The 22,722-nt window shown below is 60.9% G+C and carries 20 protein-coding genes and 2 pseudogenes; 5 read left to right on the top strand and 17 right to left on the bottom strand.

Annotation, left to right across the window (positions count from 1 at the left end):
• Positions 1–262 precede the first annotated feature (262 nt).
• From RA26_RS19150 to ubiT, 5 genes are read right to left on the bottom strand one after another with little or no spacing between them, the layout of a single operon-like run.
• Positions 263–766, bottom strand: a complete 504-nt coding sequence (locus RA26_RS19150) for a DUF2478 domain-containing protein (RefSeq protein WP_039186527.1) — start codon at positions 764–766, stop codon at positions 263–265.
• A 27-nt stretch (positions 767–793) separates the two neighbouring features.
• On the bottom strand, positions 794–2,002 hold the full coding sequence (locus RA26_RS19155; protein ID WP_082015883.1) for an NnrS family protein: 1,209 nt from the start codon (positions 2,000–2,002) through the stop codon (positions 794–796).
• On the bottom strand, positions 1,999–2,904 hold the full coding sequence (gene ubiV, locus RA26_RS19160; RefSeq protein ID WP_039186531.1) for a ubiquinone anaerobic biosynthesis protein UbiV: 906 nt from the start codon (positions 2,902–2,904) through the stop codon (positions 1,999–2,001). The genes RA26_RS19155 and ubiV overlap by 4 nt, the downstream gene beginning before the upstream one ends.
• Positions 2,905–2,908: 4 nt before the next feature.
• Complete coding sequence (gene ubiU / locus RA26_RS19165) at positions 2,909–3,886, bottom strand: ubiquinone anaerobic biosynthesis protein UbiU (RefSeq protein ID WP_039186628.1); 978 nt, start codon at positions 3,884–3,886, stop codon at positions 2,909–2,911.
• On the bottom strand, positions 3,886–4,422 hold the full coding sequence (gene ubiT, locus RA26_RS19170) for a ubiquinone anaerobic biosynthesis accessory factor UbiT (RefSeq protein WP_052272496.1): 537 nt from the start codon (positions 4,420–4,422) through the stop codon (positions 3,886–3,888). The genes ubiU and ubiT overlap by 1 nt, the downstream gene beginning before the upstream one ends.
• A gap of 136 nt (positions 4,423–4,558) precedes the next feature.
• Between ubiT and RA26_RS19175 the strand changes: the two genes are divergently transcribed.
• The 3 genes and pseudogenes from RA26_RS19175 to RA26_RS19185 form a co-directional block, all read left to right on the top strand.
• Complete coding sequence (locus RA26_RS19175) at positions 4,559–6,067, top strand: UbiD family decarboxylase (RefSeq protein ID WP_039186534.1); 1,509 nt, start codon at positions 4,559–4,561, stop codon at positions 6,065–6,067.
• A complete protein-coding gene (locus tag RA26_RS19180) occupies positions 6,064–6,642 on the top strand; it encodes a UbiX family flavin prenyltransferase (RefSeq protein ID WP_039186536.1) in 579 nt (192 codons plus the stop codon). Before RA26_RS19175 ends, RA26_RS19180 begins: the two co-directional genes overlap by 4 nt.
• A 314-nt stretch (positions 6,643–6,956) precedes the next feature.
• A pseudogene (locus tag RA26_RS19185) lies at positions 6,957–7,690 on the top strand (integrase core domain-containing protein); the annotation flags it as partial.
• 72 nt (positions 7,691–7,762) lie between these two features.
• On the opposite strand, the gene RA26_RS23455 reads toward RA26_RS19185, so the two are convergent.
• From RA26_RS23455 to RA26_RS19230, 10 genes and pseudogenes are all read right to left on the bottom strand, one after another.
• Positions 7,763–8,092, bottom strand: a complete 330-nt coding sequence (locus RA26_RS23455; protein WP_193747644.1) for a hypothetical protein — start codon at positions 8,090–8,092, stop codon at positions 7,763–7,765.
• A complete protein-coding gene (locus tag RA26_RS19190; protein WP_241482696.1) occupies positions 8,089–9,042 on the bottom strand; it encodes a phosphotransferase enzyme family protein in 954 nt (317 codons plus the stop codon). The genes RA26_RS23455 and RA26_RS19190 overlap by 4 nt, the downstream gene beginning before the upstream one ends.
• A pseudogene (locus tag RA26_RS19195) lies at positions 9,039–10,190 on the bottom strand (aspartate aminotransferase family protein); the annotation flags it as partial. The gene RA26_RS19190 and the pseudogene RA26_RS19195, both read right to left, overlap by 4 nt.
• A gap of 158 nt (positions 10,191–10,348) precedes the next feature.
• Entirely contained in the window at positions 10,349–11,836 is a 1,488-nt protein-coding gene (locus tag RA26_RS19200; RefSeq protein WP_039186540.1) for an aldehyde dehydrogenase, read from the bottom strand.
• Between the two features lie 4 nt (positions 11,837–11,840).
• Complete coding sequence (locus RA26_RS19205) at positions 11,841–13,367, bottom strand: tripartite tricarboxylate transporter permease (RefSeq protein WP_039186542.1); 1,527 nt, start codon at positions 13,365–13,367, stop codon at positions 11,841–11,843.
• Between the two features lie 7 nt (positions 13,368–13,374).
• Entirely contained in the window at positions 13,375–13,914 is a 540-nt protein-coding gene (locus RA26_RS19210) for a tripartite tricarboxylate transporter TctB family protein (protein ID WP_039186543.1), read from the bottom strand.
• A gap of 59 nt (positions 13,915–13,973) precedes the next feature.
• A complete protein-coding gene (locus tag RA26_RS19215; protein ID WP_039186545.1) occupies positions 13,974–14,903 on the bottom strand; it encodes a tripartite tricarboxylate transporter substrate-binding protein in 930 nt (309 codons plus the stop codon).
• 36 nt (positions 14,904–14,939) lie between these two features.
• Entirely contained in the window at positions 14,940–16,181 is a 1,242-nt protein-coding gene (locus RA26_RS19220; protein ID WP_039186546.1) for a Tm-1-like ATP-binding domain-containing protein, read from the bottom strand.
• Between the two features lie 25 nt (positions 16,182–16,206).
• The gene (locus tag RA26_RS19225) at positions 16,207–18,669 is read right to left on the bottom strand and encodes an FAD-dependent oxidoreductase (RefSeq protein ID WP_039186547.1); all 2,463 of its coding nucleotides are present in this window, start codon (positions 18,667–18,669) and stop codon (positions 16,207–16,209) included.
• 151 nt (positions 18,670–18,820) lie between these two features.
• Positions 18,821–19,600 (bottom strand): IclR family transcriptional regulator, encoded by a 780-nt coding sequence (locus RA26_RS19230; protein WP_052272497.1) that lies wholly within the window; start codon positions 19,598–19,600, stop codon positions 18,821–18,823.
• A 268-nt stretch (positions 19,601–19,868) separates the two neighbouring features.
• Here RA26_RS19230 and RA26_RS19235 point away from each other — a divergent pair, with 268 nt between their 5' ends.
• Together RA26_RS19235 and RA26_RS19240 are read left to right on the top strand one after the other, a co-directional pair.
• Complete coding sequence (locus RA26_RS19235) at positions 19,869–20,498, top strand: sigma-70 family RNA polymerase sigma factor (protein WP_082015885.1); 630 nt, start codon at positions 19,869–19,871, stop codon at positions 20,496–20,498.
• Positions 20,499–21,134, top strand: coding sequence for a ChrR family anti-sigma-E factor (locus RA26_RS19240; RefSeq protein ID WP_039186548.1), 636 nt, complete (start codon positions 20,499–20,501; stop codon positions 21,132–21,134).
• A gap of 36 nt (positions 21,135–21,170) precedes the next feature.
• Here the strand turns inward: RA26_RS19240 and RA26_RS19245 are convergent, their stop codons facing one another.
• Together RA26_RS19245 and RA26_RS19250 are read right to left on the bottom strand one after the other, a co-directional pair.
• Complete coding sequence (locus RA26_RS19245) at positions 21,171–21,896, bottom strand: SDR family NAD(P)-dependent oxidoreductase (protein ID WP_039186549.1); 726 nt, start codon at positions 21,894–21,896, stop codon at positions 21,171–21,173.
• On the bottom strand, positions 21,893–22,663 hold the full coding sequence (locus RA26_RS19250) for a DUF1365 domain-containing protein (protein ID WP_039186550.1): 771 nt from the start codon (positions 22,661–22,663) through the stop codon (positions 21,893–21,895). Before RA26_RS19250 ends, RA26_RS19245 begins: the two co-directional genes overlap by 4 nt.
• Positions 22,664–22,722: the final 59 nt, after the last annotated feature.

The raw sequence follows: 22,722 nt of genomic DNA on the forward strand, positions 1-22,722 counted from the left end.
TCCAAAAAGCTCAAGCTGATGACCTCCGGCGCATCAGCGTCCGGAACCATCCGAACCCCCGAAATAAGTGCCCGCAGTGACACCTTACGAAGGCGCTTACGCTTTGATGTCTAAAAGTTGCATCGCAACACTTAGCTTCAGCTTAAGCGGATGTTCTGGGCCGAAGAGACGAATGGCCCGTCGTCGCTTCTACGCTTTATTGTGACATTGGCGCGGCAGGCCGTATGCGTAGAAACAATAACTGTTAATAGGCATTTCAATCTTACATCACTGCTGCACACCAGTGATGAATATCTTCCAAATTGTCAGGCAGAGATTTGGCCATTCCGCCTGAAAAGTTCGAGAAGGCCGCTTCGCTGGCGCTACCGACCCCCACGAGAACCGGAATTCCACGTTCCAGCGCGCTGGCGATAAGCGGGCAAAAACCGCGGCCCGCAGACTCTTCTGGTCCGAATTTGTTCAGGATGAAGAGGCTGGCGCCTTCCATAGGGTCAGCTTCAACACGGGAAATCGCTTCAGCGATTGCAGCAGGATCCAGACGGCAGGCGCCCGATCCCTCGCCGAGATCCTGGGTGATCTTGATTACGCTTCCTTCAGATAATACGCGGACCCGCATATCACAGCCGTTGGCATGACGGCTTGTATAGCTGAGGTCTTTCACGATGCCCGCCAGCCGCAGCCCGGCAGCTTGAAGGGTTTCTGCAATCTCAGACAGCAACCGATCAGTTTCACCACGTCTCTGCGAAGTCACATAGGCAATTTTCATTCAGCTCTCCTTTCTACTGAAACTCTGTCACTGCTGCCCGAAGCTCCGGCCGCTAAGGACAGGTCGGCGGGCCGGGCCTGAGAGGGCTGGCAGAAAACCGGTAATGAAGGTTAGCCAGCCAATGCACCAAAGCACGGCAGCGGCTGTGATCAGGCTCTCGGCATAGGCCGAAGAAAACGGAAGGGCCAAACGGGTCCAGGTCGCTAGCCAGATCAGCAAGCACCCAGCCGTGAAACCGGCACCTGCGCGCATTATTCCTTCGGGCCGATGACAGCCCGCCCGGCCGGAAATGGCCATGATGAGTCCGGACATGCCGCCGATGGTAATGGCGTGAACTGCCGAAGGCATTTGGTAGGCGATGAGGTCAAGCCCGATAACCCCGAAAGCCAGAGTGCCAAAGGGCAGCCAGAGAAATGCCATATGCTGCGCAGCCAGCAGAGGATTGAAGAACGCTGTGCCAGTTCTCCATCCCCGCATGGTCCACAGCATCATTGCACCTGCTGCGATCCAAGTGGCGTAGGCCGCCTCAGCAAACCCAGCTGGTTTCAATGCCAGTCCCAAGAGCAGCAGACCCTGCAGCAGACAGCACAGCTGGGCTGCATCCCGGACTGGCGGGCCAGCATCACCCTGCTGGGCCAGCCAGTTGCGGGTAAAGGCGGGTATTACCCGCGCGCCTACACTGAACAACAGCAGGATCAGGCCCGCCAGGGCAGTGCGTGACAGGGCAAGGCAGCTCCAGACACTGCCGGCAGCCGCTTCAACCAGGAACGCGGCTTCGCAAATGCCAAGACCCAGAACTACAGCTGGATAGCACAGCTTGCGATAGGATCCGGCAGCGGCCAGTTGATGGCAAAGGACGCCCGCGAGCCCGGCAAAGAAGGCCGCATTTAGGAAAAGAGGAATGGCCACGGGGAGCGCATCGAATTTGGCGGTTGCGATCCGTGCAAAGATCCAAACGAGCACCAGTGCCTTCAAACCCGCACCTTGCAGGGGAGGATGCGCCGTCCAGCCTGGCAGGGCTGTCAGCAGATAGCCGCCAATCGCCGCAGCGGCAAAGCCAAAGAACAGCTCATGTATATGCCACAAAACAGCAGGTGTAAAACCCGGGGCGGGCAGGCCAAATTTTACTCCCAGCGGCCACCAGGCCACAGACAGTAGCGCGCAAAGGAAAGCTGCGGAAAACAAGGGGCGGTATGGAGCATCCCACAACGCGCTGAAATCACGCATTGGCATCATGGCAAAGCAGGCACCGCGGACCAGGATACGCCGCTGGGTCCTACCAGAAATCCGTCACTCAGGCGGGTTTCCGGTGAAGTTCGCCGGACCTCGTCAGCAATTGCGCCTGCGGGCAGCGTGCCGTCTAACCGCTCCCGGTAAAGCTGGTAAAGCCGGGCGAAACCATGTGATTGCGGTGACAGCCGCAGGGCAGAGACGCCTGCTGCGGCAAGGGCTTCGACCTGGTAGTCGGCGCAGGCATAGCTATCCGACAGTGTTTGCACCCCGTTCATCGCCATGAAGGGGCGGCCCTCCAGCGTCCGAACTTCCAGCCCGTCCGGATCTTCCTCGCAGGCAAACTGGCAATTGTCCTTGGTCCGCTTGTGCAGCCGCGCGTGATAGCAGCGCCCGGATATCGCTAGCGGCATCCGGCCATGTCCCCAGACCTCGATGGCCACGCCCAGGCCGGTACCGGCGCGGGCAAGTGATTCAACTGACGCAAGAGGCAATTCAGGCGGCAGGCAGATCCGTCTGGCGCCCAGCGACGCCAGCCAGGCAAGGGTGCCCTCGTTATAGACATTGACCAGCGGCCCAACGTGAAAGCCCACGCCCTTGGGCAAATGCGCCAGGGCGGTCATGTCGTTTATCTCAACTGTCACCCCTATTTCGGCCAATTCCGCTGTCAGTTTGCGTTCACGCTTGAGAGTGACAAGCGCCAGGCTGGTCAGAACCGCTTCCTTGCCGGCTTTGGCAAGAGCGGTGAGTGCTTCAGGAATGCGGTCCTGGTAGAATGGCAGGCGTTTGGAGCAGACAAGCTCACCCAGGACGACGCGGTCAACGGGGGCATCAGCCAGGCCTTCGTAAAACGCGCTCCAGGTTTCGGCCGACCAGAAGAACTGGTTTGGCCCGACAGTCAGTTCCATGCTGTTACCTCCAGGTTTTCTTGTAGGCGCCGGTGGTCATGGCCTGGCCTTCTGACAGCCGCGCGAGCATCCCCTCGGGCAAGGGCCTGCCTGCCTCGAGCGCATCAACCGCGGCGCGGAAATTGCGCACCACTTGCGCGACGTAGGATTTGGAGCGCTGGCGCCCTTCGATCTTCAAGGCCCTGACGCCGGCCTTTTGCAGCTGAGGGATCAGCTGTTCGGCATTGAGGCTGACAGGGTCTTCGAACAGATGCCCAGTCTGGCCGCCCGCCGAAAAGCAGCCTTTGCACAGGGTCGGATAGGGGGCGGGCTCATCCTTTGCGGCCCGGTGGATCGTGAACCCGCCCAGCTTGGCATCCAGCTCTCCGTTGTTGTCGTGGTATTTCACATGGCTTGCAGGCGAGCAGACACCATTCATATTGGGAGACAGACCAGTTGCATAGGAAGACAGCGAGCAGCGCCCCTCGGCCATGACGCACAAGCCGCCAAACACAAAGACTTCGGTTTCCACATCTGTTTCGGCATTGATGGCAGCGATTTCCGGCACCGACAGCACACGCGGCAGAACCACGCGTTTCACGCCAAAGGTACCGGCGTAGAAATTGATGATATCGGCATTGGCGGCGGCGGCCTGAACCGAGAGATGCAGACGCAAACCAGGATGAGTGCGTGCGGCGTAGTCCAGCAGTCCGGCATCTGCAAGGATCACGGCATCCGCGCCCGAGAGTTTTGCGTCGTCAATGGCACGGTGCCAGATTGATTGATCGCCTGCACGGGGGAAGGTGTTGATCGCCACCAGCACCCTGGCACCATGCGCATGGGCAAAATCCACCCCCTCGCGCATTTCGCTGCGGTCAAAGTTCAGGCCGGGAAAGTTGCGGGCGTTGGTCTCATCATTGAAGCCGCAATAAACGGTATGCGCCCCGGCCCTGACTGCGGCACGCAGCGCGGCAGGGGTGCCGGCGGGGCAGACAATTTCCATCACCATGCCAAATCCTCCTCCGGCCGGGCCATGCTGACGCCGGTACGCCGTTCGGCAAAGGCGGCGGTCTGAAGGATAATGCTGGAAAACGGCCCGGAAAGGGCGGCGATTTCCTGCGACAAGTCCAGCTCGGCATCATCCACCGCATTGCGCAGTGCCAGGACGGCGCCGGTGTCACCCTCAATCACCAAATCGCGGGAGAAAAACAGCGCATCCCCGTCATAGGCCCCGTGGACCAGCCCCAGCAACGCAGCAAACGGGCCGGATATGCGCGCCTCTCCCTCACAATTTCCGCGCAGTGCGCGCACGGTAGGGGCACCGCCGTTGGGGGCCAGGCAGAGCATGATGGGTAAATCGACAGGGTTGAGGACGAAGCGCACGCGGCTGTGCTCGCCCAGGCGGCGGAACAATCCCGGGTGACGCTTGCCGATGTGGCGGCAGAAGGCGGTCAGCGCAAGGGATAACGGCACAAGCGGCGCCACCCGCAGAATGCGCGCCAGAGCAGCCGGGCAATGGGGAACTTGGGGCTGTGGCAAATATTTTTCCTTTCCCGCCGGTGGTTTCGATCACAGCGGTTCTATTCTGCAGCAGGCCTCCCGAGTTTGAGCGCGAACAAATTCAGGGCGTAAATCTCTGCTAGGGATCCCCGTAAGCCAGCAATGGAGCAGTACCATTCGTACACTTCCGCCATACCCCAGCCTGCGCCACTTCCTTGATTGGTGCGCAGGAGCCGGACAGTTTCAGAAAATCGCGGATCCGGTGTCCGTGCAGCATCAGATGACGGCGGTGCATCGCGCTGTGCTGGAGGCCGGCGGTCCGGTCCTGCAGTTCAGCCGCCCGGTTCTGGACAGCGGGCTGGCTTCGGAAATTCCGGTTATTGTGAACCTGTTCGGCACGGCTGAGAGGGTTGCGGCCGGCCTTGGGGTTTCACTGGACCGGCTTGATGAACTGGGTGCCTTTCTCGCGGCGCTCAGGTCACCCGCTCCGCCAGAGGGATTACGGGATGCGCTTTCGCGCTGGCCCATGCTCAAGGCCGCATTGGCCACCCGGCCAAAGATGGTCAAGACGGCACCGGTGCAGGCCGTTGTGCGCGAAGGAGCGGTTGCAGATCTCTCCAAGCTTCCGGTGCAGACCCATTGGCCTCGCGATGCGGGGCCGCTGATCACCTGGCCGGTCGTGATCACCCGGCCGCATGGCAGCAGCCCGCAGGACCTAAGTTGCTGCAATGCCGGCGTCTACCGGGCGCAGGTGCTGGACCGCTCCCGGCTGATCATGCGCTGGCTGCCCCACCGGGGCGGTGCCGCGCACCATAGAAGCTGGGTTTCACGAGGCGCAAAAATGCCGGTGGCGGTGGTACTGGGTGCGGACCCGGCAACGCTGCTGTCGGCGGCGCTGCCGCTGCCGGAAACCGTGTCCGAGCTAACCTTTGCCGGGGCGCTTGGCGGAGCCCGGCCGCGCATGGTCCCGTGCAAGAGCGTGCCCCTGATGGTGCCCGCCGATGCCGAGATTGTTCTGGAGGGCTGGGTATCACCGGACGAAACCGCGCCCGAAGGCCCCTTTGGCGACCACACAGGCTATTACAATCCTGCCGAACCCTTTCCCGTTATGCAGATGAGTGCAGTGACGCATCGCGAAAATCCGCTGTACCTGTCCACCTATACCGGCCGACCGCCGGATGAACCCGCCATCATCGGCGAGGTGTTCAACCGGCTGGCCCTGCCAACGGTGCAGGCGCAAATCCCCGAAATCCGGGACCTGTGGCTGCCTCCGGCCGCCTGCTCCTACCGCGTTGCCGTTGTCAGCATAGAAAAACGCTACCCCGGCCAGGCCCGCCGGGTGATGATGGCGCTTTGGGGAATGCTGCCGCAATTCAGCTACACAAAGATGATTGTTGCCGTCGATGCCGATGCTGACCCGCGGAACTGGGATGACATCGCCTGGGTGCTGGCGACACGCATGGACCCCTCCCGCGATGTGATGATTTTGGAGAACACGCCAATGGATTACCTCGACTTCGCGTCGCCCCAGCCAGGCCTGGCCGGCAAGATAGGCATTGACGCCACAACGAAGATTGGCAGTGAAACTACCCGGGAATGGGGGCGTGTCATGCGCGGCGTGGCAGAAGACCAGGCGTTTGCCGCTGACCTCGTTGCCCGCCTCATGCCGGAGCTGGGGGCATGAGCACCCGGCGGGTGGTGCTAGGGGTTTCCGGCGCTTCCGGCGCCATGCTCAGCTTGGAAGCTGCTCGGCATCTGGCCTCCCTTGGGATTGAGACCGACCTGGTTGCCAGCTCCGCCGCTAAGCGCACCCTCGCAGAGGAATGCGGCTCGGAAGCTTTGCAAACCCTCGAAGCATTGGTCACCCGCAGTCATGCAATCGATGACATCGGCGCCGCCATTGCGTCAGGCTCGGTTCCGGTTTCAGGAATGATCATTGCTCCCTGTTCGATGCGCTCCCTGGCCGCTATAGCGCATGGGCTCGACGATAATCTGCTGACACGGGCAGCGGGGGTACAGCTCAAGGAGCGCAGGCGCCTGGTGCTGTTGGCGCGCGAAGCCCCGCTGACGCTGGCTCATCTTCGGAACATGACCGCGGCAGCTGAGATGGGCGCCATCGTCATGCCACCGGTTCCTGCATTCTATCTCCCACACACCACGTTGACAGAAGTTGCCAGACAGATTGCGGCACGAGCAGTCGACCTCCTGGCTGTATCTCCCCCACGCGCGCAACCTTGGTCGCCCGAGGTTGAAGGTTAGCTGGCTAGAAATTGCTGACTTCGTCCCGGTGGCGATGGGCAGGTGCTGGAGCCTATAATAAATGTCCGGTTTGGGCCGTTCCTATCGGCTGGAAACTGTGAATACTGTTGGCTTTCGGCACTAGGAAAGTTGGGGCTTTGGCCCTTGCACCTTGAGCAGCCCGTCCGGCAACTTTTCTTTAAACGCCATTTGCTAACCGCATGCCCCCGAATACTCTAGGGAACATGCGTCTAAGTTGACTTTAACCAGATACGGTATTTCCTTGCACTCACAGAAATGCTGCACTTCAAGCAGGCGGCGGAGCAGTGTTTTGTTTCGGCTACCGCCGGATCGGCGTGTTGCTTGAGCGCAAGGGCATGAGGATGAACCACAAGAAGCTGTATTGGCTCTAACGGGAGGAAGGCCTGTCGGTGAAGCGGCGGCGCGGCCGCAAGCGGGCCCGCGGATCTCGCACACCGATGCCGGAGGCTGCTTATCCCAATGCGCGCGGGTCACTTGGCTTACTGGCTGACAGCTTCGGCCCATCCCGGAAATTCCGCATTCTGGAGGCGATAGACGATTGCAGCCGCGAAAACCTGTGCCTGATTGCCGGCACCAGCATCTCCGGCGCACGTGTTGCGCGTGAGCTGGATACGCTGGTGCGGATCTACGGTAAACCCGGATGCAAAGTCAGCGATCGAGCCATTGTGGCGCCATTGGTTTGAGCCCAACGGCGAGGGGGACATAGTTCACGAGCCGGGCCATTCTGAGGTGGGCCGATCAGAACGCAATTCCGCGGCACTATATCGACCCAGGGAAGCCGTAGCAGAACGCTTTTATCGAGTCATTCAACGGCAGCCTGCGCGACGAACTGCTGAACGAGGAGATATTTGACCCCCTGGACGACGCCCGCCGGAAGCTGGTGCTCTGGTGTTACGATTACAACATCGTCAGGCCGCACTCATCGCTCGGGAACAAAACACCGGCCGAAGCGCGCCGGACGCTTGAGCAATTTGAGGGCTCCGCGCCCGGCGCGCTTGCCCAGCCCGAAACCGACGACTACCAAAACCAAATGCCCTGCCCCTCAAAAACTCTCGTTGTGAACGAGGGGCCAGCTGGGGGCAGGTTACGTCATTTGCACCTACGCGCCTGCATTCCGGACTGGGGCAACGCAAAACGCCGGACAAATGCAATCAAGCACAGATGCAGGCGGCACAGCTGCTTCGAGAATATGCCCGGCAGGGCCAAGGATTGGAGGCGCATAGCGCCCCACTATGATCGTTGGCCAAAGGTCTTCCTCTAAGCCATCGTCCTCGCGGAAACCGTTATTTGCTGAATATGAAAAATCGGGGAATTTGGAGTACTTTCTTAGGTGTTGATCAGCCCCATCTGCGTTGCCCGGCTTTGTTGTCAGCCCACGTTCACGGCGCAAGCCTGCGATAAGCGAAGTCTTTCCTTCGAGCCGTTTCATTCGTGAATCTCTTTCCTTGCCAGATACTGTCGTGCCAGCACGCGGGTAGTTCCTATGAACCGTTGATTGCGGGCCTTGGATCCGGGCTCATCCATCCGGCTAATGATCCAACCCACATATGTCGCTGACCTCAGCACCAGGAAAAGGTCGAGTGAGGTCAAGTCGATCGCCCGCACTGACAGGTACCCGGCTATCAGCGCATCACGCAGCGCCGGGTAGTCGGTCTCCCGTATGTTTCTAAGCAAGGTGGTGGCTAGATCAAAGAGGCGGAAGCCAAATCCGCTGTCGTCGAAATCGATCAACTGCAGCTTGCCGCCGTCTTTCATTATGTTTTCGCGCACGAGGTCTGCGTGGATAAGCCCGTAGTCCAGGGCTGTTTCCAGCTGCTGCAGTTCAGCATCAGCTTCGCCGCGCAGGGCAATAAACAGCGCACGGTCCTCTTTGGTCAGGCTGGGGTTTTCCCAAAACCGGCCCCAAAGCGGATTGACACCAAGCAGGCCAGCCCGGTCCCAGGACCAGCGGCTGAAACCCCTTGGCGGGATCCAGCGGTCGGAGACCGTGTGCAACCGGGCCATTTCGCGGCCGATTCCATAAAAGAGGCTAGTGCGGTCTTCCGAGTTCAGGCCGCCACCAGTCCGGCCGATCGGGGCGCCGGAGAGCCAGGTCAGCATATCTGCCTGGAACCCGTCGGCCCTATGCAAGAACTCTCCTGAGGCGGCGGCGACCGGGGCAGGCACATGCAAGCCGCCCGCTGCCGTGGCGTTCATCCATTGCAGTTCCGACCACAGCTCTGCATCGGTCCGGTAGCCGGGGCGGTGCAGGCGCAGGGCATAGGCGCGCCCGGCGTGATCGACCCGGTAGACCTGGTTTTCGCGGGTGGCGATCAGGCTGGTCTCCGCACCCTCCATCCCCCAAAGCGTCAGGGATTGCTCCACGGCTGCCGCTGTCATGGCTGCACCGGGGTTTCTGCCAGCACTTCATCCAGGGTGTCGAACAGCAGGTCCGTATTTCCCCTGGAGAAAGGCATCGGCGGGCGGATCTTCAAGGTGTTCCTGTGGCGGCCCAGCTTGGAATGGATGATGCCGCGGTGGCGCATGGCGTTGATCACCAGGTCGGTGAAGGCAACGGCCGGTTCCTTGCTGGCGCGGTCCAACACCATTTCCGCGCCAAACACCATGCCGGAACCGCGCGCATCGCCAATGACATCATATTTCTCCTGCAATGCGCGCAGCCGGGCGCGGGCATGGGCGCCGACCGCCTCGGCATGGGTTAGCAGGTTCTTGTCCTCGATCTCCTCCAGAACGGCCATTGCCGCAGCGCAGGACACAGGGTTGCCGCCGAAGGTGTTGAAATAGCGGTAACCCGAGCGGAATGTCTGGAGGATTTCGCTGCGGGTGACGATGCCGCCGACCGGGTGTCCATTGGCCATTGGCTTGCCCAGTGTCATCACATCCGGCACCACGCCCATCTTCTGATGCGCCCACATATGGGTGCCGGTGCGGCCGAAGCCGGACTGCACCTCGTCGCAGATCAGCAGGCCGCCAGCCTTGCGCACCACCTCGGCGGTGGGTTTCAGCCAGCCGTCCGGATGGCTCGGGAAGCCCTCGTTCAGGAAGAAGGGGCAGATCACCAGCGCGGCAAAACCGGTGCCGGCCTCCTCATGCGCAGCGATCTGTTCGGCCACGGTGGCAGCAAATTTGGTGCCGTCAGGATCCGGGTTGCGGTAGCTGTCGGGCGCTTCGGCGAAACGGAAATACTGCGCTAGCCCGAAGCCCACCGTTGGCGTGTTCGAGCAGCTGAGCTGGCTGACCAGAGCAGTATTGCCATGATAGGTCGCGTCGGTGGCCACGATGCCGCGTTTGCCGGTCATCCCTTCGGCCATGCGCAAGGCGATATCGTTGGCCTCTGACCCGGTGCAGGTCAGGATGGCAGTATCCAGCGAGGCGTCCATGGTGCCGGTCAATTTCTCGGTATAGTCGAGAATTCCATCGTGCAGATAGCGCGTGTGGGTGTTGAGCGTTGCGGCTTGGCGGCAGATCGCCTCCACCACCCGCGGGTTGCAATGGCCCACATGCGGCACGTTGTTGTAGCAGTCTAGGTATTTGCGCCCGTCCGCATCCCACAGCCAGACACCCTCGCCCTTCACGATATGCAGCGGTTCGTCATAGAAGGTGGAGAAGTTTGGCCCCAAGAGCCGGGCGCGCCGGTCGATGAGGTCCTGAGATCTGGCGGGCAGGGTCATGGCGCTTCCTTGCGTCAAAGCTGAATCCAGGCGGATTTCAGGTCGGAATATTTCTCCAGTGCGTGCAGGGATTTGTCATGTCCGTTGCCAGACTGTTTGACGCCGCCCAAGGGCACGGTCAGGTCGGAGCCGCCATAGGTGTTCACATGCACGATGCCCGCGCGGATACCAGCCACCATCCGGTGCGCGCGGCTGAGGTTCGCGGTCCAGACACCGGCAGAGAGGCCATAGGTGGTGGCATTGGCCAGCCGGACTGCTTCTTCGTCGTCCTTAAAGGTGGTGACGGCCAGCACCGGGCCGAAGACCTCGTTCCGGAACAGGCTGTCCTGCGGTTTCACGCCCGTCATTATGGTTGGTTGCATATAAAAACCGCCGGTTTCCTGCAGGATGCGTTTGCCGCCGCTGCGCAGCTCGGCACCCTCGGCCTCGGCGCGTGCAGCAAACTCCAGGTTGGCCTCCAGCTCAGCCAGCGAATGCACCGCTCCGATCTGGCTGGCGAGGTCGAGCGGGTCGCCGACCCGGAACGCCTCAGCGTGGCGGGCCATTTCGACGATGAAATCCTCGGCTATGTCTTCCTGCACCAGCAGGCGCGAACCGGCCACACAGACCTGGCCGGAGTTGCGGAAAATACCCGCGGCAGAGACTTTGGCCGCCTCGACCAGATCCGGGGCATCGTTGAAGATGATGTTGGGGGACTTGCCGCCCAACTCCAGATAGCAGCGCTTGAGGTTGGATCGGGCTGAATATTCCAGCAGCCGCCGCCCGGTAGTGCCGGAGCCGGTGAACACCATGATGTCCACATCCATGCTGAGCGCCAGGGTCTCGCCCACCACGCTGCCTTTGCCGGTGACCACATTGAAAACGCCCGGCGGCACACCAGCCTCGACCGCCAGCTCGGCGATCTTCAACAGGCTGAGCGAGGCGCTTTCAGCCGGTTTCAGAACAATCGAGTTGCCGGCCGCCAGCGCCGGGGCAATTTTCCAGGACCCGATCATCAGCGGAAAATTCCAGGGCACGATGGCCCCGACCACCCCGACCGGTGCGTGATGCACCAGCCCCAGCACATTCTCCGCCGTGGGGGCGATCTGGCCATAGACCTTGTCGATCGCCTCGCCGTAGTAGCGGAAGGTGGCGGCAGCGGAGAGAGCCTCTGCCTTGATTGCCATGGCGATTTCGGTGCCGTTGTCGCGCACGCCCAGCACCGCCAGTTCCAGCGCCCGCGCCTCGATCAGGTCACCCAGCCGCATCAGCACCTTCTTGCGGTCGGCAGGGGCCATACGGGACCAGTGCCCGGCCTCAAAGGAGGCCCGCGCAGAGGCAATGGCGCGCTCCATGTCGGCGGGGGCTCCTTCGGCCAGCCGGGTTAGAGTTTGGCCGTCGATAGGGGAGATCACCTTTAGCGTGCCGCCGGTCAGGGCGTCTTGCGCCTCGCCGTCGATGAAATGGCCCTGCGCCGGCACCTCCAGCTGTCGGAGGGTGTCGATTTCGCTTTGGTTCAGCATGTTGTTACCCCTGCTGGCTGGAATGTTCGTAGTCGGGCCCGACTGGTTCCGGCTTCTGCTTGGCCTTCTGCTCGCGGATCAGCGTGCGGATGTGCAGCACCAGAATTCCGATGATCATCACAAAGATGATTGCAGCGATGGGGCGGCTGATGAAGTCGATCGGGGTCTTCACCGCCGCCATCGCCGCGCGCAGCTTGACCTCCATGATACCGCCCAGGACCATGCCCAGGATGATCGGCACGATCGGCAGGTTCAGCCGCTTGAGGATCAGCCCCAGCACGCCGAAGCCTGCGGCGATGGCACAGTCGGTGATCGAATTGCGCAGGGAATAGACGCCGATGAAGGACAGGATCAGGATCATCATGCCGAGGAACCGGGTCGGGATCTGGATGATTTTCAACAGCAGGTTGGTCGAGAACAGCAGGAACACCAGCACGATCACGTTGAGCAGGATCAGCGCCAGATAGAGTGCCATAACGAAATCCAGCTGGGTTTCGAACAGCTGCGGCCCCGGGATCACGTTATGAACATAGAACACCGACAGCATCATCGCCGTCAGCGCCTCGCCCGGGATGCCCAGGGCCAGCAGCGGGATCATCGCCGCACCCGGGACAGCGTTGTTTGCGGCCTCAGATGCGACAAGGCCTTCGGGAGAGCCATTGCCGAAGGCGTCCGGAGTCTTCGAGCTTTTCTGCGCGTAGGTGTATGAGAGGAACTGCGCGGTGAATTCACCGACGCCGGGGATCATGCCCATAAGCACACCAAGGGAGGAGGAAACGGTGGCAATGCGCTTGATGCCCAGCAGCTCTTTCATGCCCGAGAGCATGTTGCCCTGCACATGGGCCTCGCCGGGGGCGTGGTCCTTTTCGATCAGCAGAAGGAACGCCTGGCTGAGGGCAAAAAGGCCAAGGACCACGACAATCAAGTCAAATCCCGAGGACAGCCATGTCTGGTCGAAGGTGAAGCGTTTGGTGTATTTGACCGGCTCCAGCCCGACGGTGTTGAGGAAGATGCCGAAGCAAGCCAGCATGCCAGCGGCAAAAGTCTGGCCGCGGTGCGCCACCACAACCAGCAGGATTCCCATGAAGGCAGCCAGAAAGATCTCGCGGCTGCCGAAATGCGGGGCGACCAGCGCCAGAAGCGGCGCCAGCAAGATCAGGCAGATGACTGAGAAGATGCCGCCGAAGAAGGACGCCGTATAAGCCAAAGACAGCGCCCGGTGGCCTTCCTTGCGCTTGGTCATCGGGTAGCCGTCATAAGTGGTCAGCGCGTTGGCTGGCGTGCCGGGGGTATTGATCAGGATTGCGGGTATCGCACCGCCGTACATTGAACTGCCGTAGATCCCCAGCAGCAGCGACAGCCCGACGATCGGTTCAAAGGCAAAGGTCGCAGGCAGCAGGATTGCAATGGCGACCGCAGGCCCGACACCCGGCAGCGCGCCAATGACGACACCGCCAATGGAGCCGATTACCAGAGCGGCCAGAACCTGCCATTGGGCAAGAATTTGCAGGCCGGAAAGAAGCGTGTCCATGGGAGCCTCACAGATAGGTCAGCGCGAAGGCGCGCAGCGCATCGGGCAGATGCTGATAGATCTCGCCTGCAGGGATCTTCACCTGTAGGAAACCGCGGAAGATCAGCGGGACGCAGACTGCAAACAAAAGAGAAAAAGCCAGATGCTGCGGGCGGTGGAAGCCTGCGCGCAAGGTCAGGAACAAGGCAAACAGGATTGTTGACGGCAGGTAGCCGGCGAGCGGGACAATGGCGACATAAGCCAGGAAGTAGACGACGTATTCAAGCGATCGCAGCCAGAACATGATCTCTTTCAACCGGCCGTAAATGCGCGGTGACACCATCGAGCCCAGCAGGTGAAAGGCCCCGAAGATCACCATTCCCCAGACCGCAATGCTGGGCCACAGCGACGGCTGGCCGAACCATTTGGTGCGCTTCACCCATTTGGTCTGTTCTCCAAGCTGGCTTAGCAGGAACAGTGCGAATACCAGGAAAACCACGGCAAAAACCAGATCGCCGGGCCGCCGGTAGCGCTGAAACAGTTCCTGAAAATACTTGATGTGTGTCATCGCAGCGTCCTCCTCCTGCCGCGGAAGAAACCGGGGCACAACAGGCGCCCCGGTTCAGGTTATTCGCCGACCAAAGCGTTGACCTCGGCCAGACCGGCGATGTCGTTCTCGATCTGCTGGGCAGAGGCCTCAGCGTCCGTCCAGTAGAGCAGAACACCGGTTTCCTTTGTCAGGTTCTGTGCGGCCTCGGATTCCAGCGCGGCCTGGGCAGCAGCGGCAATCTTCTCGCGGGCATCCGCTGGGGTGTCCTTATGCACGAACAGCCCGTTCCACAGGGACAGTTTCAGGTCCGGAACCAATTCCGACATGGTCGGAACATCAGGGGTCAATGCGGTGCGTTCAGAGCCTATGGTCGCCAGCACTTTGATGTTGTCGATGCAGGGCAGAAGGGTTTGCAGGGTGCCGTTCACCACGTCCACGTCGCCTGACGCCAGCACGTTGCAGTCAAGCTGGTCGTAGGCCGCTTCGCTGGCGAAATCGAAGCCGGACTTGATGGCCGCTGCAAAGGTCACCTTGGTCGGCGCCAGGAACGTGCCGAAATGGCCCAGCGATACGTCATTCTCCGCGCCATAGGCTGCCAGTTCTTCCCAGCTGTCGTAGGGTTTGTCCGCAAGGGTCGCGACCACAAACGGATAGGTCAGGAAGATACCAATCGGATCAAAGGGATTGGGGTTCAGCTCCGGGATACCGATTTCGGGGCCGACCACCGGAACACCGATCACGAAGGAGCCAACAGTGTATCCGTCAGCTGGCGCATTAGCGACTTCTACGGCGCCCGGGAACGGACCGCCGCCGCCGCCCGGCTTGTTCACCACAGCGGCGGGCACGCCGTACATTTCCTGGAACTTGTCTGCGATCATCCGTGTCAGCACGTCTTCCAGGTCGCCCGGAGGCCAGGGTACCACGAAGGATACCGGCTTCTCCGGATATTCTGCCATCGCGGCAGTGGCGCTGAGCACGGCGGCGGCAGCTGCAAGTTTGAGTTTCATAGTTTCCTCCCTTTTGAATTCTGTTTGTTCTGTTGATCACGCCTTGCCGGACGGGACAGTTCCTACCGCCACCCAGCGGTCCAGGATCTCCAGCGCCGTTTGGGTGAAGGCAGGGTCGTTGATATGCGCTTCCAGCTCCGTCGCCTGGACGGCAGGGGCAACTGTTGCGCTCAGTTCGGTGATGAAGGCGTCCAGCCCCTCCGGATCGTGGCAGTCGCCGCCGGGGCGGTCCCATTCCTCAATCCCGCCTTTTGGAATGATCAGATGCGTGGGAGCCTTGCTTTCGCCAATCCGCTGGTTCAGTTCGCGCGCGATGCCGCGGCGTTCTTCGGCGGTGTAAAAGGTGTTCTTGACCAGTTTGTTATGGGTGTGGATCGGGCGTCCCTCGAACTGCGCCGGGATGTCCTGCCAGCCGGCAAAGTCGATCAGATCCATACAGCCCGGCGCAACGATTTGCGGGATGCCGGCCCGGCCTGCCGACAGGTGCCGGTCACGGCCGGCGTTGACCACCGAACCGGCCATCAGGTTGCCCAGCTCGCAGCCGGCGAAATCCATCACGCAGACAAAGCCGTTCTGCGCCGCGATCTGCTCAAAGGCCATGCCGCCCATGCCCATGGCGTGGAATACAGCCACCTCGTAGCCGCGCTGCTCCAGCTCCGGTTTCAAGGTTTTGATGTATTTCAGGCAGGAGGTGCCAAGCGACGTGACCCCGATCACCGGCCGCCCGCTGACTGCAGGCTCAGCAGCCCGCGCCGCTCCCAGAACGGCGCCTGCCGCCTGGGCAAGGGAGGACCGGCAAATGCTATTCAATCCGTAAAGCCCCCCGGCCCAGAGGATCATCTGGATATCCGGCGACAGCCGTTCCGCCGGGATCAGCGCCGAAAAGGAGACGGTGGATACCACGTATTTCGGCAGCCCCACCGGCAGCGCCTGGCAGACGTCCAGTGCCAGATCAGTGCCCATAGTGCCACCCAGGATGATCACCCCGTCGATGCCGCCGTTACCGTGCAGCTCTTGCGCCAGTGCACACGCTCCGGCCGACATGATGTTCATCGCCACATGTTCACTGCCGCTGTCGACCGCCGCCTGGATAGAGCTGCCGCCGGCACTTGCCACCTTGTGCTTAGAGAAATCGGTGGGCTGCTCCGGGTCGCCCAGCACGCTGACATCCAGGGTCAAAACCCCGCCGCCCAAGCCACGGATCTTCTGCGCCAGAAATTCCAGCTCTGCGTTCTTGGTGTCGTATGTGCCAATGACCAGAATAGTCTTATCAGTCATGAATTCCTCCCTCCCGCTGAAGGTTTCAGCCCCGCATGATTGCGCCCTTAGGATCATAGAAGGGGGTCAGCTGCACCTTCAGAGGGTACATTTTGCCCGCAATCTGCACCTCAAAACCGCCCTCATCGATCCAAGCCTTGCTGACGCCGCCCTCGCGGTGGAGGCTGGCGAGTCCGACCATTGCATGCAGCCGGAACCCCCAATCGCCGGAGGTTACATGGCCAACTATCCCGCCATCTTTCCATATTGGCTCATTGTGGATGAGATAGGGCCCATCCTTGGCGCCGACACCTTCTGCGATGCAGGAGACGGTCCTGTATTGCGTTGCCGGGTCGGCTTTTTTTTGCTCGGCCAGCTTGGCCTTGCCGAGGAAGTTGTCCGCTTTGTCAAGCGCCACTGCGAAACCGAGACCGGTTTCAAAGGGCGTGTCGTCCTCACCGATGTCGTGGCCGAAATGGCGGAAGCCTTTCTCCAGGCGGCAGGCATTCATCGCAAACATGCCCATGTGGCGCAGGCCCAGGGGTTCCCCGGCGTCCATCAGCGCCTCGTAGACGCAGATGGTGAATTCGGTTGGCATCATCAGCTCATAACCCAGCTCGCCCAGGAACGAGCGGCGGATAGCCCAGCCGCGGGCATAGCCGATGTCGATCTCCTGAGCCGAACCAAAAGGGAAGGCTTCGTTCGATAGGTCATCACCCGAGATTGCAGATAGGATCTCGCGCGACTTCGGTCCGTGGATGGAGATCAGGCCATAGGCTGAGGTGGCGTCGAAGATCTCGAACCGCCACTCCGGGTCAGCGTGATCGCGGATCCAGGCCTGGTCGCGGATCTGGCCGGGGTGTCCGGTGATCACCATGAAACACTCGGCCGCAGTGCGGGTGATGGTGACATCCGCCTCGATGCCGCCGCGGGAGTTCAGGAACTGGGTGTAGACCGAGGTGCCGGTTGCCACGTCCATTTCCGCGCCGCAGACCCGGTTCAGCGCGCGCACCGCATCGGGGCCCTGCACCTGGATCTTGGCGTACATCGACTGTTCGATCAGCACGGCAGCGTCGCGCGCCGCCAAGCACTCTGCCTCAACATGCGGCGACCAGTCCTTCCACCACAGGTTCGGCTCCTCGTTCCAGCCATTCTGCTCAGGATCATAGTACATAGGTATTTCCCAACCGATACGTTCGGCAAAGGTCGCACCGGCGGCCTTCAGTCGATCATGCAGCGGCACCCGCCGCACGCCGCGGGCGCTTTGGATCTGGCGGCCGGCCCAGGAGACACCATAGTGGAAGCCCACCGATTCCGCGCTGCGGTCGTGGTTGTACTTGGTGTTGCGCTGGAACGGGTGCGCGCGGCGGGCCAGCATCGGCCCCATCCCGCGCGACGGCGCGCCATCGATCAGCCATTCCGCCATCGTCAGCCCGACGCCGCCTGAATTGAGGATGCCGTTGGAGTTCATGCCGGTTGCCACAAACAGGCCCTTGATCTCGCTTGTCGGCCCCAGGTAGGGGCGGCCGTCCGGGGTGAAGCTCTCCGGCCCGTTGAAGAAGGTTTGGATGCCCATCTCGCCCAGGGGCGGCATCCGCTCGAACATCTTTTCCAGGTTCGGCTCCACATGCTCCATGTCAAAGGGCAGTTCGTCGAACTCGAAATCCTCCGGGATACCATCGGCGCCATAGGGCTTGCCCAGCTTTTCGAAGGAGCCGATCAGCAGCTTGCCAGTGTCTTCCTTCCAGTAGGTGCGCTCCTCGGCGATGTTGAGGATCGGCTGGTCCTTGGGCAGCCCGTCGACCGGCTCGGTCACGATGTAGAAATGCTCGGTCGCGTGCAGCGGCACAGTGACACCATGCGCCTTGGCGAACAGATGGCTCCACATGCCGCCGGCCAGCAGCACCTTGTCCGTGGCGATCATGCCCTTGTCGGTTTCCACGCCGACAATCCTGCTGCCGCGGACAACCAGCTGATTGACCTTGGTCCCCTCGAACAGCTTTGCGCCCTGCGCCTTGGCACCTTTGACCATGGCGACGGTCACATCCAGCGGGTTCACCTGGCCGTTGGAGGGCACGAAGAAGGCGGATTTCACATCGTCTGTTTCGATCCAGGGCCATTTCTCCTGCAGCTCCGAACGGGACAGCAGGAAGCTCTCGATCCCCATGCGGGCCGCGTGATCATGGCCGCGCAGCAGCTGCTCGTGCCGCACGTCGCCAATCGCCAGGTTGATGGTGCCGTTGGGCTTGTAGCCGGTGGCCTGGCCGGTCTCTTCCTCCAACTCGCGGAACAGACGGGCGGTGTATTTGCCCAGCTCGGTCTGGGCGGTGCTGTCGCGCAGCTGGCCAACAATCCCAGCCGCGTGCCAAGTGGTGCCGCTCGCGACCTTGCGCCGTTCGATCAGGACAGCAGACACCCCCCGTTTCGCCAGGTGGTACAGCGTAGAGACACCTATAATGCCGCCGCCGATGATCACCACATGGGCTTGTTCCGGGAGATTGTAAGCCATCAAATCGTCCTTCAGCCCGCTGTTGCAGGCGATCCGCAGGTTTCAGACCGGGAGCGGAGAGGCGCTGGAGAGCGCAGGCTTTAGCCGCTCAGATGCAGAACTTGTGGCAGAAAGATTCGATTCACAGAAATGTTTCGCACCAAAGGTGCGATTATTGCACTATCTGCGTGGCCGGACTGTGCGGCGATGGTGCACCGTTCAAAGCGGTCTCCAGCTGCCGGATTGCGGCTCCCAGCAACGCGGCCAGTTCTGCTTGGCGGGCGGCATCCAGGTTTAGATCGGGAACCGCAATCGCTATGGTGCCTGCTGGGTCCTTGCCTTCCGTGAAAAACGGCATCGCTACGCTGGCGACCCCGATCTCAACTGTGTTGCGGGCGCACGAATAGCCGCGGCTTCGGGTTTCACGGAGAACATCTCTTAGTTCAGCCTCATCTGTCACAGTGAAGCGTGTCAGTTTCTCCCGTTTTAGGCTTAGCAGCCGCTCCCGGGTGTCCTCAGAACAGAATGCCAGAAACGCCAGTCCGGAAGAGGAAGAGTGGTAGGGGTAGGTTTCCGCAGGCTGCAGATTGATCACATTGCCCCGTGCTGGCAGAGTGAACGAAGCAGTTCCCAAGCCCACGGCGCCAGGAATACCGACATGAACGGTTTCATTTGCCTGCGCGGACAGCCACTGTGTCACTACTTGGGTTGCCTTTACCATCGGTACAGTGGCTTCGCGCAGGCGCGCCAGAGACAGAAAGGCGTGGCCCAACCGGTACTTTCGGGTTTCCGGGTTCTGCTCGATGAAACCGTGATTGATGAGAGACAGAAGCAATCTGCGAGTCACGGCTTTGTCTTGATCCGTGGCGCGGGCCAAGTCGTTCAAGCCGATTTCAAGGTTCTCCAGCGAAAACTGGCGCAGCAGAAACATCGCTTTGTCCACGGTTTTCATTGGGCTTCCCTCACGCAATTCGGTTCCGCATGTTCTACCGGAGCCAGGTTTTTGATCGCTAACGTACCATATGGTTCGGGCGGGCATTTAAATTTCTGCACTTTGGGTGCGATTAAAGCACCTTCTTAAGTGCATTGATAGTAACGGTTCGAACTGGGGCACTTTGCAACCGGATCTCTGCTGATCAAAGAGGCTCGGCATCAAAGCAAGAACTTTCAAAAAATTCCTGCGCGGTGATCCGGCTTCACCAACAGCACGTAATCAGACTATGGTGACACTGAACTTGGATAGGCCGCCGGGAGAAACAATTGTGCTTCGGGCAACCCCTGAGGACAATGCCGCCGTGCCGAAAGACCAGTCGTTTTCGCAACTTACCCTTTGGCTTCTTGCTGTACGCGATCAGCGTGACAGAGAGGCATTTGCGGACATGTTTGACTTTCTGGCGCCGCGCCTGAAGGGTTTTGTAATCCGGTGCGGTGCAAGGCCTGCGCTGGCGGAAGAAATTGTCCAAGATGTAATGCTCACCATTTGGCGCAAAGCGGCGCTGTTTGATCCGCACAAGGCGCAGGCCTCGGCTTGGATTTATCAGATCGCCCGCAACCGTCATATCGACATTGTCCGCAAGGAAAGCCGACCCGTGCCGGACGAATTGGGTGAAGATCCTGGCACCGAGCCCGACGCCAGTCAAATTATCGGCCTGGAGCAAGAAGCAGAACAATTGAAGCACGCCATAGCGCAACTGCACCCCGATCAGAAAGAGATGATCGTAAAGGCCTACATGGGTGACCTGACCCATCAGGAAATCAGCAGTCAGACCGGCCTGCCCCTGGGAACTGTAAAATCGCGCATCCGCCTGGGACTCGGGCGGCTGCGCAAGGAACTAAAAGGATTGCGTTAAATGCCTGCAATCACCCACCACATCCCCGATGAAATGATTGTTGCCTATGTATCGGGTAGCTTGCCGCATGCCTTTTCCATGGTTGTTGCGTCCCACTTGTCCTATTGCCGCGATTGCCAGGCCTCGCTTGGCGCGCACCGGGCCGCTGGCGGAGCGCTGCTCGAGACAGGGGAGGGCGTGGCAGTTGATGCAGGCCTGAAATCGAAGGTGTTGGCCGCACTTGATGCGCCTGCTGTCCCAGAACCGGTCTACGAGGCAAAGGGGATCTACCCGGGCCCTGTCATACATAGCCTGAAGGGGAGGCCGCCGCGCTGGAAGACCCTCGGAATGGGCGTGAAGCAGGACATTCTGTTTGAAGACAGCGAAGGGTCTGCCCGCCTGCTGTTCATCCCGGCCGGGCAGGCGGTGCCTGATCACAGCCACAATGGCCTGGAGCTGACACTGGTTCTGCAGGGCAGCTTCAGCGACGAAACCGGGCAGTTTGGTGTCGGCGATGTTGAGATAGGTGACGAGAATCTGGAACATACTCCGGTTGCAGACGCCGGCGATCCGTGCATCTGCTTGGCAGCCACCGACGCGCCACTTCGATTCAGGGCTTTCATGCCGCGCCTGCTGCAGCCGCTGTTCCGGATTTGAGATGTAATTCAAGGAGGCGCACAGGGTGCGTGCCTCTCATTTCCCGCGGTACACGATCAAGTCGGGAAGCAGATGAAGCGCCTTGATTGCGAAGGAGAATGGGCGCGGGAAGTCCGTGCGAAAGCGGCGTGTCCGCATCGCTGCAACCACATGGCGGGCGGCATCCTCGGGCTCAAGCAGCTGTGGCATCCGGAAGCTGTTTTTGACCGTCAGCCGGGTTTTGATGAAGCCGGGATTGACCAGGCGGACGGTAACGCCGCTTCCCTTCAGGTCGTAGCGCATGGTTTCTGCCAAGCTTATCAAAGCCGCCTTGCTGGCGCCGTAGCCGATTGATGCCGGCAAGCCCCGGTAACCTGCCAGAGAGCCGACGAGGGTGATCTCCCCGCGCCTTTGCCTGACAAAGCCGGGCACGACCTCACCTAACACGCGCAGTGCGCCTGTGAAATTCACATCGCTCATCTGGAGCACGGAGCCGCTGTCCCAATCCTGTGTCCGCATCGGTTCGTAGGCGCCTGCGTTGTAAATTACACCATCCAGCGGTCCAGCGTCACGCGCGGCCTCTGCAACCGCGTTTGTATCTGTCACATCCATAGGCAGAGCTGTCGCATGGCGCAGTTCTTGGGTCAGCTCTTGCAGAGCATCTTCTGAACGTGCCGACAAGATCAGCCGGGCCTCTTCTCGGTCCAGCTGGCGTGCGACCTCGCGGCCCAGTCCGTGGCTCGCTCCGACCAACCAATAGGTCTTGCCAGCAAAAGGCGTCACGCCTCTTCACCCGTAAAGGTTACGCTATCAGAGATCAGAGGTTCCGGTGGCTTTGGTTTCTTCAGGAACGGTGCGCGTTTGACCCAGAGCCTCAGTGCCTGCCAGTAGATCAGAGCGACCACGCGCGCAGCCCCTAGCGGCCGACGCAAGGCAGCGCGCAGCAGTCCGCCGGAAGTGAGGGGGCGGCGCAGGCCGTTCAGCGTCGCCAGCACGCCTTCGTCACCATTGGTGTAGGATATCCGGATGTTGAAAGCCTGATCCGTCATACCGAAATTGAAGCTATAACGGCCAGCTACCTGCTGAAACGGCGAGACATGCATCAGTTTCTCGGCCTTGATCATTTCGCTGCGCCGGATCAGCCGGAAATCCGGGTGAGCGGCAAAGTAACAGTGCCGCTGGCCGAAGGTGTTGTTCACCTCGGCGATGAAGGCGCGCGGGCTGCCGTCCTTCTCCGCAATCCAGAAGCTGACCGGGTTGAAGTGGAACCACAGGAAACTGGGTTGGGTCAGCAGCAGCAGCCGTGCCCCCTCCAGGGGAAAGCCGCGCCGCTCCAGCTCCGCGCGGAACCAGGCAACACCGCGCCCGTTGCCGCGCGGTCCGCCGTGGCGGCGGTCATGGATCGAGAACAGGTTGAAGTGGTTGCGCGACAAAAGCGGCGGCGCGCCATGGCTGAGGTCGGTCAGGATGTAGTCGACACCATAGCGGAAGGCGTTTTTCAAACGTCCCTTGCGCGCGTGAAAGGTCTGGGCTGCCACATGTTCGATCATAAAACGGATACGCCTGCTTTGCCGTTCCGGATCACCCGCCCTGCAGTTTTTTCGCGAAC

The organism is Leisingera sp. ANG-M7 (genome assembly GCF_000813965.1).
In the GTDB taxonomy this organism is placed as follows: Bacteria; Pseudomonadota; Alphaproteobacteria; order Rhodobacterales; family Rhodobacteraceae; genus Leisingera.

What these genes read in the sequence shown, in the direction of transcription:
- RA26_RS19150 (WP_039186527.1), bottom strand. Translation starts at nt 766, where the DNA reads ATGAAAATTGCCTATGTGACTTCGCAGAGACGTGGTGAAACTGATCGG.
- RA26_RS19155 (WP_082015883.1), bottom strand. Translation starts at nt 2,002, where the DNA reads ATGATGCCAATGCGTGATTTCAGCGCGTTGTGGGATGCTCCATACCGC.
- ubiV (WP_039186531.1), bottom strand. Translation starts at nt 2,904, where the DNA reads ATGGAACTGACTGTCGGGCCAAACCAGTTCTTCTGGTCGGCCGAAACC.
- ubiU (WP_039186628.1), bottom strand. Translation starts at nt 3,886, where the DNA reads ATGGAAATTGTCTGCCCCGCCGGCACCCCTGCCGCGCTGCGTGCCGCA.
- RA26_RS19180 (WP_039186536.1), top strand. Translation starts at nt 6,064, where the DNA reads ATGAGCACCCGGCGGGTGGTGCTAGGGGTTTCCGGCGCTTCCGGCGCC.
- RA26_RS23455 (WP_193747644.1), bottom strand. Translation starts at nt 8,092, where the DNA reads ATGAAACGGCTCGAAGGAAAGACTTCGCTTATCGCAGGCTTGCGCCGT.
- RA26_RS19190 (WP_241482696.1), bottom strand. Translation starts at nt 9,042, where the DNA reads ATGACAGCGGCAGCCGTGGAGCAATCCCTGACGCTTTGGGGGATGGAG.
- RA26_RS19200 (WP_039186540.1), bottom strand. Translation starts at nt 11,836, where the DNA reads ATGCTGAACCAAAGCGAAATCGACACCCTCCGACAGCTGGAGGTGCCG.
- RA26_RS19205 (WP_039186542.1), bottom strand. Translation starts at nt 13,367, where the DNA reads ATGGACACGCTTCTTTCCGGCCTGCAAATTCTTGCCCAATGGCAGGTT.
- RA26_RS19210 (WP_039186543.1), bottom strand. Translation starts at nt 13,914, where the DNA reads ATGACACACATCAAGTATTTTCAGGAACTGTTTCAGCGCTACCGGCGG.
- RA26_RS19215 (WP_039186545.1), bottom strand. Translation starts at nt 14,903, where the DNA reads ATGAAACTCAAACTTGCAGCTGCCGCCGCCGTGCTCAGCGCCACTGCC.
- RA26_RS19220 (WP_039186546.1), bottom strand. Translation starts at nt 16,181, where the DNA reads ATGACTGATAAGACTATTCTGGTCATTGGCACATACGACACCAAGAAC.
- RA26_RS19225 (WP_039186547.1), bottom strand. Translation starts at nt 18,669, where the DNA reads ATGGCTTACAATCTCCCGGAACAAGCCCATGTGGTGATCATCGGCGGC.
- RA26_RS19230 (WP_052272497.1), bottom strand. Translation starts at nt 19,600, where the DNA reads ATGAAAACCGTGGACAAAGCGATGTTTCTGCTGCGCCAGTTTTCGCTG.
- RA26_RS19235 (WP_082015885.1), top strand. Translation starts at nt 19,869, where the DNA reads ATGGTGACACTGAACTTGGATAGGCCGCCGGGAGAAACAATTGTGCTT.
- RA26_RS19240 (WP_039186548.1), top strand. Translation starts at nt 20,499, where the DNA reads ATGCCTGCAATCACCCACCACATCCCCGATGAAATGATTGTTGCCTAT.
- RA26_RS19250 (WP_039186550.1), bottom strand. Translation starts at nt 22,663, where the DNA reads ATGATCGAACATGTGGCAGCCCAGACCTTTCACGCGCGCAAGGGACGT.